The 14,346-nt window shown below is 45.9% G+C and carries 13 protein-coding genes; 4 read left to right on the forward strand and 9 right to left on the reverse strand.

Features of this window, described 5'->3' with window-relative positions:
* Positions 1 to 78: 78 nt before the first annotated feature.
* The 4 genes from CIK99_RS13890 to CIK99_RS13905 all read right to left on the reverse strand — a co-directional run bounded on the left by CIK99_RS13890 (position 79) and on the right by CIK99_RS13905 (position 2,802).
* Entirely contained in the window at positions 79 to 999 is a 921-nt protein-coding gene (locus CIK99_RS13890; RefSeq protein ID WP_254047822.1) for an endonuclease/exonuclease/phosphatase family protein, read from the reverse strand.
* Positions 1,000 to 1,117: 118 nt separating this feature from the next.
* Positions 1,118 to 1,570, reverse strand: coding sequence for a DUF4293 domain-containing protein (locus CIK99_RS13895; RefSeq protein ID WP_094382095.1), 453 nt, complete (start codon positions 1,568 to 1,570; stop codon positions 1,118 to 1,120).
* Between the two features lie 9 nt (positions 1,571 to 1,579).
* Positions 1,580 to 1,915, reverse strand: a complete 336-nt coding sequence (locus tag CIK99_RS13900) for a DNA-directed RNA polymerase subunit omega (RefSeq protein ID WP_094382096.1) — start codon at positions 1,913 to 1,915, stop codon at positions 1,580 to 1,582.
* Positions 1,916 to 1,974: 59 nt separating this feature from the next.
* Positions 1,975 to 2,802, reverse strand: coding sequence for an outer membrane protein assembly factor BamD (locus tag CIK99_RS13905; protein ID WP_094382097.1), 828 nt, complete (start codon positions 2,800 to 2,802; stop codon positions 1,975 to 1,977).
* A gap of 135 nt (positions 2,803 to 2,937) precedes the next feature.
* Here CIK99_RS13905 and uvrB point away from each other — a divergent pair, with 135 nt between their 5' ends.
* From uvrB to CIK99_RS13925, 4 genes are all read left to right on the forward strand, one after another.
* Positions 2,938 to 4,980 carry an excinuclease ABC subunit UvrB gene (gene uvrB, locus CIK99_RS13910; protein ID WP_094382098.1) on the forward strand — a complete coding sequence of 681 codons (2,043 nt, stop codon included), beginning with the start codon at positions 2,938 to 2,940 and terminating at the stop codon, positions 4,978 to 4,980.
* Positions 4,981 to 5,069: 89 nt separating this feature from the next.
* Positions 5,070 to 5,693, forward strand: coding sequence for a DUF4468 domain-containing protein (locus CIK99_RS13915; protein WP_094382099.1), 624 nt, complete (start codon positions 5,070 to 5,072; stop codon positions 5,691 to 5,693).
* Positions 5,694 to 5,726: 33 nt separating this feature from the next.
* Positions 5,727 to 5,975: a hypothetical protein gene (locus CIK99_RS13920; RefSeq protein ID WP_094382100.1), complete on the forward strand. Its 249-nt coding sequence runs from the start codon at positions 5,727 to 5,729 to the stop codon at positions 5,973 to 5,975.
* On the forward strand, positions 5,976 to 8,345 hold the full coding sequence (locus tag CIK99_RS13925) for a putative porin (RefSeq protein ID WP_094382101.1): 2,370 nt from the start codon (positions 5,976 to 5,978) through the stop codon (positions 8,343 to 8,345).
* 270 nt (positions 8,346 to 8,615) lie between these two features.
* Here the strand turns inward: CIK99_RS13925 and CIK99_RS13930 are convergent, their stop codons facing one another.
* From CIK99_RS13930 to CIK99_RS13950, 5 genes are all read right to left on the reverse strand, one after another.
* Complete coding sequence (locus CIK99_RS13930; protein ID WP_094382102.1) at positions 8,616 to 9,773, reverse strand: Wzz/FepE/Etk N-terminal domain-containing protein; 1,158 nt, start codon at positions 9,771 to 9,773, stop codon at positions 8,616 to 8,618.
* 12 nt (positions 9,774 to 9,785) lie between these two features.
* Complete coding sequence (locus tag CIK99_RS13935) at positions 9,786 to 12,194, reverse strand: SLBB domain-containing protein (protein ID WP_094382103.1); 2,409 nt, start codon at positions 12,192 to 12,194, stop codon at positions 9,786 to 9,788.
* Positions 12,195 to 12,439: 245 nt separating this feature from the next.
* Positions 12,440 to 13,372, reverse strand: a complete 933-nt coding sequence (gene trxB, locus CIK99_RS13940; protein ID WP_094382104.1) for a thioredoxin-disulfide reductase — start codon at positions 13,370 to 13,372, stop codon at positions 12,440 to 12,442.
* Between the two features lie 19 nt (positions 13,373 to 13,391).
* On the reverse strand, positions 13,392 to 13,940 hold the full coding sequence (locus CIK99_RS13945; protein ID WP_094382105.1) for a glutathione peroxidase: 549 nt from the start codon (positions 13,938 to 13,940) through the stop codon (positions 13,392 to 13,394).
* Positions 13,941 to 14,051: 111 nt separating this feature from the next.
* Positions 14,052 to 14,306, reverse strand: a complete 255-nt coding sequence (locus CIK99_RS13950; RefSeq protein ID WP_094382106.1) for a type B 50S ribosomal protein L31 — start codon at positions 14,304 to 14,306, stop codon at positions 14,052 to 14,054.
* Positions 14,307 to 14,346: the final 40 nt, after the last annotated feature.

A 14,346-nucleotide genomic window follows, 5' to 3' on the forward strand; every position in this document is an offset into this window, starting at 1 on the left:
GTATTTTTCTTATTGAAATACAGTAGTGACCAGGAACGTTCTTCCATTGAGAACGATAGTTTTACCTTGATTATTAGCTTACTCAAAGGAGAGAACCACAGGAAGGTGGTCGCTGACTCCGTCTGGGTCAAAACGCAGTCCCACGAACGATCGTCGTGGTTTTATGTCGCGATATCGTTTGTCTTCTATGAGGAGAAATTCTGGGTCATGGATGCGGCATTTTGTGGTGGTGAGGTTGATGCTGTTGCTGATAAAGAAGTTGTCTATGGTCTCCCAAAAGCCTTTGTAGCAGTATGAGCCTTTCGCTCCGTTGCAGCCCTTTGCTTCTCGTGTGATATTGTACATTCCGTGTCGTTCAATCTCTTTCAGTGGAGCTTCTTCTGCTGAGGCGTTAAAGTCGCCTGTAACAACTATTTTTGGGTTTTTGTCTGCTGAGTATATAGAATCGATGACAGCGGTGAGAGTATTTGTCGTAGCCATTCTTCTTACAGAAGCCTCATCACCGTTTATCCTGCTTGGTGCGTGTAGGACGAAAACGTGTAAAGTGTCACCTCCGGTTTTTATGCCTTTAACATAGAGGATGTCTCGCGGGACGTGCTGTTCGAAGTCGCCTTTTATAGGTATGTCTTGTTTTGCGAGTGGACGGAACGTGAGAGTGTTGTAAATCAGCGCTACGTCGATACCGCGTTCGTCTCTTGAGTGTGTCATGAGATAGTCGTAAGGCAGGTCCTTTAATGGTGTGCGTCGTTTAAGGTGAATCATCACACTGTCGTTTTCCACTTCGCATAGAGCCATGAGGTCGGGGATTCTCTCATCTGTACAACTGATGAGCGTCTTGGCAATGTTGTTTAGTTTTTTGTAGTATTTGCCTGATGTCCACATGCGTTTTCCTCCAGGAGTAAATTCGAGGTCGTTTTTCAGCGAATCATGGTAGCAGTTGAAGAGGTTTTCGCAGTTGAGTTCTACAATAGTGAAGACAGTAAGCAGTAGTGATAGCATGATGTGAATGATTTTGATGATGAGTAATTTAGGAGTGAAGTTCGTTAAATGAAAAAGCCGCAACTTGACTCTTATTATCTGTTGCGACTTTCCATTTATTCCATTTCTCTTTCTTTTGTTATCTAATTCTGTCAGCAGCTCTGACGAGTTTCTCGTCCGCCCATATAGCTTTATACGCAAGGAAATACATTGCGATGGCGAAGGCAGGTGCTCCGGAACCTATCTCCATCTGGAATTCCACACCTTTTCCGCCCAGTATCTGGCTGAACACGGTAAAGAGGATGTACCATCCCACGATGAGCAACATGTTGAACGTACACAGTCTTGCTTGTATAACCCTGTTGTGATAAGCGAAGATCGTGTAGATTCCGAGAATCGTCGAGAGTAGCAAGATGACGAATAGCGGGCAAGTGGTAAACTGTCTTGTGCCCTGCATGGTGTAGAGCCAAAGGTTGTATTCTGTAGCTACCCGCATCCCCTCGTTCATGAATGTTCCTATAGGAAGCGAGAGGCATAGAATAGACAGCACCACCGCCACGAGCATGAACAATGTCTGTTTACGCTGTATCATTCGTGTTTCTTAATTGAAGTTTTGTGAATCCTTCTGTTGGTCGCGCCAGTAAACCTTATTTTCAACAAATTCCTGGGTGGCGAGAAGGGAAGGCTTGGGAAGTTTCTCGTAGTAACGTGATATCTCTATCTGCTCACGGTTTTCGAACACTTCTTCAAGGCTGTCGTTGTAAGAGGCGAATTCTGCAAGTTTCTTGCTGAGGTCGTCTTTTATCTGCACAGAGATCTGATTTGCGCGCTTAGAGATGATAGCCACGCTTTCGTAGATGTTGCCTGTGTCTTTGCAGAGATCCATAATGTTTCGGGTCACGGTGTTTACCGGAGCCTTTGATTTTTTGTAATCCATTGTCCTTTGTATATTATGTGATGTTTAATATCTGTTGTTTCCTCTAATGATATAAGTGATTAGTCGCCAGTCACCTTCTTGCATTTCTCGAGATACTTCTCGGCCGTTGGCCTTTCGTTGCTTTCTGGGAATTCATTGATGAATGCGTAACATTCATCTTCTGCCTCGCGGTAACGATCGATGCGCTTCTCCTCGACACTCCTTTGGGCGAGTTCAAACTTGCTTTTAAGGATGAGAATAGCGAAGTCCTCGCGCATGCTTGTGAAAGGATATGTCTTGAGCGTGTTTTCAGATGTTACGATACAAGCCTCGTAGTTTGAGCCCCCATAGAGGCAGTTGCCGAAATAGTCGCCAAGGTTGTAATAAAGCTTGGCAGAGAGATATTCCTTGAGGATGAGCTTGTCCTGCAGTTCGTACATGCGCTTTTGGGCACGCTCCTTGTATGAAGATTCGGGGAAATAATCGATAAACTCTTGGTAGGCATTGATAGCGCCCACTGTGGCAGTCTGGTCGAGGCGGGGTTCTGGCGTTGACTGGTAGAGCGATTGACCGATATAGAAACAAGCCTGTTCAGCGAAGATGCCCTTTGGGTAAGAGGTGAAATATTTTTTGAAGGTCTGTGAAGCGCTCTCATAGTCGCGGTCGCAGTATTCAGCCATGCCAAGCATGTAGAGACATTCCTGGGCCTTATCGGTTCCTTTCTGTATGGTGACAAGTTCCTGGAGCAACACTACGGCCTGGTTGAACTTGCCATTAGCAAAGCACTCCTTGGCAAATTCGTACTTGTAGTCGATGTCGTTAGATTTATACACACGATTAAACTCAGCCGCACAGCTACTGAGCAAGGTGATGCATATTATTGGTATGATAAATGCGTATTTCTTCATTTTTATTCTTTTGAGCGTGCAAAATTAGTCATTTTCCTCCATATTTCAAAGTAAAAAAGACGTTTTTTATAAAAAAGTCGGTATTTATAACGTTTATTACGGCGAAAATGTGTAATTTTGTAGAAGATTTAAGTTATGAGCAAATATAAACTGACATCAAAATACCGCCCTACGGGTGACCAACCAGAGGCCATCCGTGAGTTGACTGAGGGCATAAAACGTGGCGACAAAGCACAGGTGCTGCTTGGCGTCACTGGTTCAGGAAAGACGTTTACCGTGGCTAACGTCATTTCCAATATCGATCGTCCGACGCTTATCATCAGCCACAACAAGACTCTTGCCGCACAGTTGTATGAGGAGATGCGCGGTTTCTTTCCTGAGAACGCCGTAGAGTATTATGTGAGCTATTATGACTACTACCAACCAGAGGCGTATCTGCCGGCAAGCGACACTTATATAGAGAAAGATCTTGCTATCAACGAGGAGATTGACCGTCTGCGACTCAGAGCCGTATCGTCGTTGCTCTCGGGAAGGAAAGACGTAGTGGTGATCTCGTCGGTGAGTTGTATATATGGTATGGGAAGTCCTATTGCCCTGACAGAAAATGTCATCGAACTAAGACGCGGGCAAGTAATTGACCGTAACATGCTTCTAAGAAAACTGGTACAGGCTCTATATACACGAAACGATATAGAACTCTCACGAGGTATGTTTCGTGTGAAAGGAGATGTCGTGGATATTGCTCCTGCATACAGCGAGACCATAGTGAGAATCATATTCTGGGACGACGAGATCGATGCCATTGAAGAACTCGATGCCATGACCATGGCACGCATGGCGCAGTTTGAGGAGTACAAGATCTATCCAGCCAATCTGTTTATGACAACACAAGAGCAGACCAACGTAGCTATCCGACAGATACAGGACGACCTTATTGATCAGATTGCTTATTTCCAAAACATGGGTGATCCGATAAAAGCTGATCGTATAAAGGAGCGTGTAGAGTATGATATGGAGATGATAAAAGAATTGGGACATTGCTCTGGAATAGAAAATTATTCAAGATATTTCGATGGAAGGAAGGCTGGAGAACGACCTTACTGTCTTCTTGATTTCTTCCCCGATGACTACCTAATGGTGATTGACGAGAGCCATGTCACAGTGCCACAAGTAAATGCCATGTATGGTGGCGATAAGGCAAGAAAACGCAACCTTGTGGAATATGGATTCAGGTTGCCTGCCGCCTTTGACAACCGTCCGCTGACGTTCGACGAGTTTCAGGATATGACCCATCAGGTGATTTATGTATCTGCCACACCAGCTGACTTTGAACTTGCTGAGACAGAGGGAGTAGTAGTGGAACAGGTAATCCGGCCTACTGGATTGCTCGATCCAGAGATTGACGTGAGAAAGAGCGAAAATCAAATTGACGATCTCACAGACGAGATACTTACTCGACGCGAACGTAAGGAGCGCGTGCTTGTCACCACGCTGACAAAGCGTATGGCAGAAGAACTCACCGAGTATCTCCTTGATCATGGAATACAGACAGCATACATACATAGTGATGTGGCAACGCTCGACCGTGTAAAGATTCTTGAAGATCTTAGGGCGGGCGTGTATGACGTGCTCGTTGGTGTTAACCTGTTGCGTGAAGGCCTCGACCTGCCAGAGGTGTCGCTTGTTGCCATTCTTGATGCCGACAAAGAAGGATTCCTGCGTAGTAAACGCAGTCTGACGCAGACAGCCGGACGTGCCGCACGTAATGTCAATGGTAAGGTGATTATGTATGCTGACACCATAACGCGCAGCATGCAGGAGACGATAGATGAGACACAGCGCCGCCGAATGAAACAACTTCATTACAATGAAGAGAACGGGATAACACCACGGCAGATAATGAAAAATTCGAAGAGCAGTCTTAGAAATGAAGCTGGTGTGGTGGATGAGGACGCAATAAAGAAAAGCAAACAATACACCGCAACCGCTTATTCTGGGCCTGACGAGAGCGCCTTTGCCGCTGATCCAATTATTCGCAGCATGACTCCCGAACAGCTTGAGAAGAGCATCGCTAACACAACAAAGCTTATGAAGGAGGCTGCCAAACGACTCGACTTTATCCAGGCTGCTCAATATAGGGACGAGATTGTAAGGTTAAAGTCGCTGCTTGGAGAGTGATATTCACACAAAAAGTGTTAATATCGCCTATGCTTTACTCATATTATAAATAATATTAGTACCTTTGCAAAAATTATAATAGGAAAGAAATGAAAAGAATCGCACTTGCAATAATGTGTCTCATGCCCTTAGCGGCAGTGGCACAAGACAACACTTGGGAACGTATTAACCAAGAGGAAACAGAATCAGAGCATGTTAATCCCGACCAGAAATATCTTGTCGGGGCAGTTCCTGTAGTGAATGGGAAAGTGGAGTTTTCGACAGTGATAAAGGCCCCGGGAAAGTCGAAGAAAGAGATTTACCAAGTTGCTTTGAAATACATGACAAAGATGACAAAGGAACCAAACCAGACGGAGTTTAGCCGTGTGGTGATAGACAACGAGGAGAAAGGCGAGGTCTGCGGCGTATTTCAGGAATGGCTTGTCTTCAAGAGTACGACACTTGCTCTCGACCGCACACGATTCTTCTATAATCTTGTTGCCAGATGTAAGGACGGAGAGATGGAGCTCAAGATGATTCGCCTGCATTATCTTTATGAAGAAGAGCGCGACCCGCAGACATATAAGGCTGAGGAATGGATAACCGACGAATATGCCTTGAGAAAGGACAAGCAGAGATTGGCGCGTGTAAGTGGAAAGTTCAGACGCAAGACCATCGACCGCAAAGACTATCTCTTCGCAAAGTTCGAATCTTTGGTCAATGACAAGAAATAATTCTTTTTCCAATCTTTTTAACACATTATCGTAATGGATAAGAATCAACAGATAGACGAGATGGTGGAGTCGAGACTACATCATCGCCGTCCGGACGACACCACCGACAAGGAAAGGATGATGCTCAAGATAAGAAACGTGCTGAATATCGTGTTTATGATATTGGCAGTGGTCGGAGCCGTCTTGTATGTAAAGTACGACGTGGTGACAGGCGGATGGATCATAGGTACCGCTGTGGTCGTCAAGACAGCAGAAGTGGCAATAAGATTATTCAAGGTATAGATGAAAAGATTTTTTAGTTTTCTTGCGGCATTATCCCTCTCACTCTTATTGAATGCGCAGGGCTTCCAACAGATGAATAATCCGTTGGACAACAATGGTATGGGGATGAACAACAACACGACAAACCGCAACTTTAACAAGCACAATAACGATACCACAAAAAACAAAGAGATTCCCAAGGGGCTTCGTGTATGGACTATCGACAGACGTTTTGGTGACGTGACACCGGCAAAGCCCGATACCATGCAGCATCTCTTTATGAACACAATATTCAATACTGGACTCTATGGTCAGTATAACACTATTGGCAATAATTACACGCCCCGTATCAACCGTATTGTCATCGACCGTCCGCTGACTGACCAATTTGCCTTTGTGCAACCATACGACCACGTTACGTTTCAGCCAGACAAATATCACTTTACCAATACATTGTCGCCGATTACCAATGTTATTTACGATAACTGTGGCGACAAACTCAATGGCGAAGACCATATCGACGCAAAGTTTGCGGTCAATGCCAACAAAAGACTTGGTTTTGGCTTTGATCTCAACTATTCGTATGCTCGTGGATATTATGCAAACCAAAGCACGTCGCATTTTGGTGCATTGCTCTATGGCTCGTATGATGGAGACAGGTACAAAATGCATACCATGTTCTCCACTTACCATAGAAAGGCGGCTGAAAACGGAGGCCTGCTCAATGACGAATATGTGACTAAGCCAGAGGTGTTTGAGGACAATTTCGCAACTAACGAAATGCCTACCGTGCTCAGTCAGAACTGGAACCGTAACAATAGCATCCATCTCTTCCTTACACACAGGTACAGCGTGGGATTCTATCGCGATGTGAAGATGACCGAGGAAGAGATTAAGGCAAGGAAATTTGCACAGCAGGCAAAAAAAGATAATGAAGACCAAAAAGAAGATGACAGCGACGGAAACAAAAACTCCAACAAGAATCGCAGAAAAGATAACAAGAAAGAAGCTCCAACAGGGCGTCCCGATGGAGCACGTATAGCGGGTGACGAACCGGCTGTCAAAGCCGATGCCGCATCAGATACAACACGAATAAAGGTTGACAGTCAGGAAAAGATGGACAGTCTTCTCGCTGTAAAGGCTGCTGAGGACTCTATTGCCGCCACGATGAAGAAAGAGTATGTTCCCGTGACGAGCTTTATCCATACTCTCGACTTCAACAACTACGACCATATCTATCAGGCATATCAGACACCAGAAAGATATTATGCCAACACTTACTACGACAGCAACGTGTCGAATGTCTATTCGGGCGACTCTATCTACGATCAGACGAAACTCACTCAGGTGAAGAATATCTTTGCCATTGCCATGCTTGAGGGATTCAACAAATGGATGAAGGCAGGTTTGAAAATATTCGCCGCCCACGAACTGCGCAAATATACCATGCCCGACACTGTGGGCATTGATGGTGGAGGCAAGACTACCATTGCCGGACACTGGAATGAGAACAACGTAAGTATTGGCGGCCAGATAACCAAAACGCTTGGACATGCTTTCCACTATAATCTCACAGCAGAGACATGGCTCGTGGGTGAGGATGCAGGACAGTTGAAGATTGATTTTTCGACAGACCTGAATTTCCCGCTGCTTGGCGATACTGTGACACTTGCGGCAAAGGCTCATTTTTACAATCTCAATCCCACATTCCTCCATCGTCACTACCATTCCAAACATTTATGGTGGGATAATGACAATCTCAGCAAGGAAACGCGCACGAGGATAGAAGGCCTCTTCACCTATCGTAAGACAAACACCCGTCTCCGTGTGGCAGTGGAGGAGATACAGAATTACACTTACCTCGGCATGAGCTATGATAAGAGTAATGCAGGTGTGACAAATATGAAGGCATCTGTTCTGCAGGAGGGTGGTAATATCAACATCCTCACGGCGCAGCTGATGCAAGACTTTAAGCTCGGACCTCTGCATTGGGAGAATGTGTTGACTTACCAGAACTGTAGCAATGGCAATGTCCTTCCTGTTCCTACTTTCAATGTGTTTACCAATCTATACCTGAAGTTTAAGATTGCCGGCGAGCTTGCAGTTGACTTTGGAGCCGACGCCATTTGGTTCACCAAATATTATGCTCCAGATTATTCGCCTCAACTCAGTCAGTATGCCGTTCAACAAAATGAGAAGAGTAGAGTGGAATTAGGTGGATATCCCTTCGTTGACGTTTATGCCAACATGCATCTGAAACACACCCGTTTCTTCATCATGTATAGCCATGTCAATGCAGGCAGCGGAAGTCGCATGCAGTTCCTTGCACCTCATTACGCACAGAACAACAGTATTTTACGTTTCGGTCTGTCGTGGAACTTCTTCAACTGATTGACTTCATACCAGTACTCCGCCTTGAATTACAGCAGTACTCCGCCCTGAGTACCACAGTATTCCGCCCAGAGTACCAGAGTACTCCCGCGGGAGTACGACCATAAGGAAGGAGTATCGAGAAGTCATAAGAACAGGTAACTATGAAAAATAATCGAAGCCCAGCATATTGCCGAGCTTCGATTATCTTTTTTGTGTATATAAGAATGTCTTGCGTGATGAGTAATTATTGTAAGACACCTTACGAGTTATGCAATTATTGCAAGTCCTTTACCCGTTGTTTTTGATCTCGTTGAATATTGTCTTACCTTTTCCCCAATATTCTTTTCCATATAGCACCCATGCAGTGGAAATGGCGAATCCGAGGAATACCCATATCATGACTACCTTTCTACGGCTATTGGATGGCAATAGAGGAACAGTTGCAGGTTGGATTACTGCAAATACAGGTTTGTCTTCAATCACCTTGCCGCGAGCCATCTCGGCCTGTACCTTCATCTGCTGATAAATCTGCGAGCTAATCTGAACTTCGTTTTGCAGGCGTTGGCCTTCAGATATCACGGCATTAAGGATAAGTCCGCGGTTGTGATCCTGATAGTATGCGTAGGCCTTGGTGGCTTTCAGATAACGCTGGTGGCTCTCCTCTGCAATCTTCTGGTATGACTCGAGGTTCTCGCGAGCCTTACGTGTACGATATTCAACGATATAGTCACGCAGGTTTTTGCAGATTGTGTCAGCAACGGTGGCAGAGACGACCGGGTTGTCTAATGTTACCTGAATGGTTGTCTCTCCGGTTTTCTTGTCAACATCCACGCTGATTTGTTTGGTGAGATACTCCACCAGGCGGTTCTGTGGTTTTGTCAACTGGAAGATGTTTACCTTAGATATCTCGTCTTCCTCTGTCTTGTCGTCAGAAGAAAACATATCCATGATAGGTTTTGTGACAGCACCTATTGCTTTGCCGACGGCCGACTTTCTTGTCAGATAGCCAACAAGAGTAGTGTCGATGTTGTTCTCTGGGTCGGAGACGCGAATGTCAAACAGGTCGGTAATGAATGGAGTTGATGCTACTACCTCAGGATAAACCATTACGTTATATGCGTCGGCGGTGGCACCTTGAGGAAGGTTACCAAGTCCCAATGCACCCAGCATGCCACTTAAAGAAGAAGAAGTGGTGCTTGACTTGCCCAGTTCAGGTACGAGGGTGACGGTGGTGCAGTATGCTCTCGACATCATCAAGGCGGCGATAACACCGAGGACGGCGAAGACGGCAGTTACTTTTATAATAAACTTCCTGCCTTTCCAAGCCTTGCCGAGTAGTTCTTTCCAGTCGATGTCTGAGACTTCTTCTGTTGCTGTGGCGTTGGCGTTGCTGTTCTTCTCGCTTTCTATCTCCTTAAGGATTTCCTTTATTTCGTTTTTGTCCATATTGTTTTCTCCTTATTTCGTTGCGTTGATGAGTGAAGCGATTACGGCGAGCATAGATACCGATGTAGTTATAGAAGAGAGCGTGGTTCCGAGGTTCCATTGGCTCCTGCCCTTTTGTGGAACGATTATCTTCGCACCTCCGACAATTTCTTTTGCACTGGCGTTCCTGCCCAGTTCCTTGATATGTCCGTTAGGATAGAGTATGAAGGTGCCGCTCTTGCGTGCGCGTTCAGCATATCCACCGGCTTCGCTGATATAATCCTTCAGCTTCATGTCTGGATTATACACCACTGAGTTTGGCTTGCGTACAGAGCCAGTTACTTGCACTGTGGTCATGAGTTGAGGAATAATCACGGCGTCGCCGTCCTGTAGTACGGGATCTAAAGAAGAGTGAGGGTTTGACATGATCTTTTCAAGGTCGATGGCTACGGTGTAAGTTCTCGACACGGCAGGAATAATGATAGAGTCGTTGCCCGAGATTTGGTTGTTGCTTGCCACCATGGTGAGGAGTTCCTTTGCCTGGAGATATTCTTCATCACTCAGTTGGCGCTCGAGACGTGCGCCCTTAAGATATGCGAAACCAGTAAGGCCGCCAGCATGTGCGATAAGGTCTGAGAGTCGCTCGTTACGTTCGTTAAGGGCATAAGAACCCTCAAACTCCACCTCTCCGGTGATGCTGACATTCACTTTTGGTGTGTATCCTGGTGAACGGCGTACGAATACCTGGTCATAAGGCTCGAGTATGAATCCTGGGTCACCTTCTACCACGAATCCGTCTTTCACGGCAAAGGAGAACATCTTCGATATCTCTTTCTGTTTCTTTGTGCTGTGTGGGTCGTTGAGGCGACGGGCAATGTCAACACGCACCTTCGATGCAGACTCTGTCAGACCGCCAGCCATGATGATGAGGTCTTCGAGTTTGGTGTTTTCAGCATAAGGGAAGATGCCTGGTGAATAAACCTCGCCACTTATTTCTATTGTGCCTTTAGCTTCCAGGTCGTACTTGCTTGGTATGAAGAGTACGTCGTTTCTCTGCAGGGTGATGTCAGGCTCGGTGCCGTCCAGCACACCTTTCACGTTGACTGAAATAATCTCCAGTGTCTTGTCAAGGTTCTCACGATGCAGTACGGCACGATTGGTGAATGCGTCCTCAAGCAGTCCGTCAGCTTTTGTGATAAGGTCTCGCACGGTACTTATCTCTTTGCCCAGTTCGTAGAATCCTGGACGATATACGGCGCCCTTTATCTCGATACGGTTATTGTAGCGGTCGAGAATTGCTCCTACGCTGACAACGTCTCCGTCTTTAACTTTGAACACTCCGTAGTTCATGTCGTCAACCGAGCAGATGGTGCGCTCTTTTTCGTCATTACGTTCTACGGTGACGGCGCTGGTATATGCGTCGTTGGTGAAACCGCCGGCGTAGTCAATAAGAGTTCTTATAGACTCAGTGCGTTTCATCTCGTAGTACATAGGTCGTTTTATTTTTCCCTTGACGAGTACGAGTGCGTCGTATGGGCTTGCCAGGATCACGTCGCCCTCTTGCAGACGGATGTCAGAATGCGAGCGTCCGTGGAGGATATAGTCATAGACATCAACAGTAGCCACGGTTCTTCCGCCGCGTACCACTTTGATGTTACGGAGGCTACCAAGCTGGCTGATACCTCCAGCCTTGTAAAGAGCGTGGAATACAGTACTGAACGACGAGAGTGCATATGTTCCTGGTTGTGCCACCTCGCCCATGATGTTTACCTGTATGGTTCTTATCTGTCCGAGGCTTACTTTTACGTCGGTGCTGAGGTCAACATTCGTTGTTCCCATTCCAGAGTAAATCTTGCTAAGTTTAGCGCGGATTTTGTTGCTCGCAGCCTGTACGGTGAGACCGTTTACCTGTATTGGTCCGACGTCAGGAATGGTGATATATCCGTCAGGAGTGACTTTCTGAGTGATGTTTGCCTGGCTTGCTCCCCACACCTCGATAACGAGTTGGTCGCCAGGACCGAGGCGGTAATCCACAGGAGTGGCGATGTTAAGGCTTGGTTCGAAGGTTAGGTTGCTGTTGTTGAAGATGTCACGTCCAAACACCTTGATGTTTCCCACAGGTGCAGCCTCTCTCATGTTGTTGTTTTGGGCCTTTTCGCTGTCGTCCCTTTTTTCCGGGTTCACACGTTGTGTGTCAGCCTTTTGCTCTGCCCGGACTTCATTTGTCTTGGCCTGTTGCCTTTCATACTCTTCCTTGATGCGCAGCATCTGGTCTTTTGTCACACCTTTGAGCAGGAGCTCTTGATACAGTTGTTTTTGCGACTTTCCTTGGTTCACACCGTTTTTTGCGTACTGAATTACGGCCTTGTCGCTCATTGCTTGAGCGTTAGCCTGTACGGAGCACAGTGCGATGAACATTAAAATTAGGATTTTTTTCATCATTATTGTTATTATTTGTTTTTTCCTTTAGTTAATACCTATATAGTCTTCGACTATCTATTTCCGCCACAAAGTTAACTATAATATTCCATTGAGCCAAATTTTTTGGAAAAAAACATTAAAGCACACATAAAATATTGATTTCTTTTTTGAAAAATACAATATTTTTGTACAAAAAATATATCCCCGCCACAAAGAGTGACGGGGATAGGGTATTAGTAAAAGTCATTATCGTTCGATAATAAGTATTATCGTTCGAGAAGAAATCTCTCAGCCTCGATGGCAGCTTGGCAACCGCTTGCCGCTGCGGTGATAGCCTGACGATATACAGGGTCAGCCACATCACCGGCGACGAACACACCAGGAATCTTGGTGCGTGGTGTGCCGTTGACCTTTTTTAGATATCCCACCTCGTCAGTGTCGAGCCATTCTTTAAACACGTCGCTGTTTGGTTTGTGTCCTATGGCGAGGAAGAATCCGTCGATGGCGATGTCAACAAGTTGTTCGTCGGGTTCGCCCTTTCGTTTCACGAGATGAGCACCTTCCACGCCGTTCTCGCCGAAGAGTCCGATGGTGTTGTGTTCAAAGAGGATTTCGATATTCTCGGTGTTCATCACTCTCTCCTGCATCACTTTAGAAGCTCTGAGGAAAGGCTTGCGCACGATGAGATATACTTTTTTAGCCAGTCCGGCGAGGTAGAGAGCGTCTTCGCAAGCCGTGTCTCCTCCGCCTACCACGGCCACCACTTTCTTGCGGTAGAAGAATCCGTCGCATGTGGCGCAAGCCGAGACGCCCTGTCCGTTATATTTGCGTTCGTCGTCCAGTCCGAGATATTTTGCCGATGCTCCTGTTGCAATGATCACTGTGTCGGCGGCGATTTCGTGTCCTTCATCGGTAGTGAGAAGATAAGGAGCCTTTGAGAAGTCAGCCTTTACGATCTCTCCGTCGCGAATGTCGGCTCCGAAGTGTTCTGCTTGTTCGCGTATGTCCATCATCATCTGGTTGCCGTCCACACCTTGTGGATAGCCAGGAAAATTCTCCACGGTGGTAGTCTGTGTGAGTTGTCCTCCAGGTTGTAACCCGCAGTATTCCACTGGGTTTAAGTTAGCTCTTGAGGCGTAGATAGCTGCTGTATATCCAGCTGGTCCACTGCCCACGATTAGACATTTTACATGTTCCATAATAGTGTTTTTTGGTTGTTTATAAGAGTTCAGTTATAGCTTTTTCAATATTTTCAATGCTTTCTGTAGGTTCGAATCGTGCTACTACCAAACCGCGTTTGTCGGTAAGGAACTTGGTGAAGTTCCATTTGATGTCAGGTTTTTGGTCATATTCGGCATCCTCTTTTCTGAGCATGTCGTCGAGGATATGAGCCAGAGGATGTGTCATGTCCCATCCGGCAAACCCTTTTTGTTCCTTAAGATATTTATATACGGGGTCGGCATCGTCGCCGTTGACTTTAATTTTCTTGAATCGTGGGAATTCGGTGCCGTAAGTAAGTTTGCAGAATTGGTGAATAGACTCATCGGTGCCAGGTGCTTGTTGTCCAAACTGGTTGCAAGGGAAGTCGAGGATTTCGAATCCCTTGCTATGATATTTCTCGTATAGTCTTTCAAGTTCCTCATACTGAGGAGTGAAGCCGCATTTTGTGGCAGTGTTGACGATGAGCAGCACCTCTCCGGCATATCCTTTAAGTGCCACAGGTTTTCCCTTTCTGTCCTTAACTGTAAAGTCGAAAATTGTGTTCATTTCTGTATGTATTGTTGTGTTTTCAAAAAAGTAAAGGGTGCGTCTGAAGTATATGCAACTACTCCGACGCACCCTTCCAAGGTCTGACCAATAGAAATATTGTCGTATGCTTTATTTCTTGGCAGCCTTACCGTAGCGGCTCATGAACTTGTCAACGCGTCCTGCGGTATCGACAAGCTTGCTCTTGCCCGTGTAGAACGGATGCGAAGTGCTTGAGATTTCAATCTTTACCACTGGGTAAGTTTCGCCTTCGAATTCTACTGTGTCGTTAGTCTTACAAGTAGAACGTGTAAGGAACATATCGCCGTTGGACATATCCTTGAATACGACGGGGCGATAGTTCTCTGGATGAATTCCTTTTTTCATTTTTTGTTAAAATATTATTGTTGTATATAAATATAATGTC

This window comes from Prevotella sp. P5-92 (genome assembly GCF_002251245.1).
In the GTDB taxonomy this organism is placed as follows: Bacteria; Bacteroidota; Bacteroidia; order Bacteroidales; family Bacteroidaceae; genus Prevotella.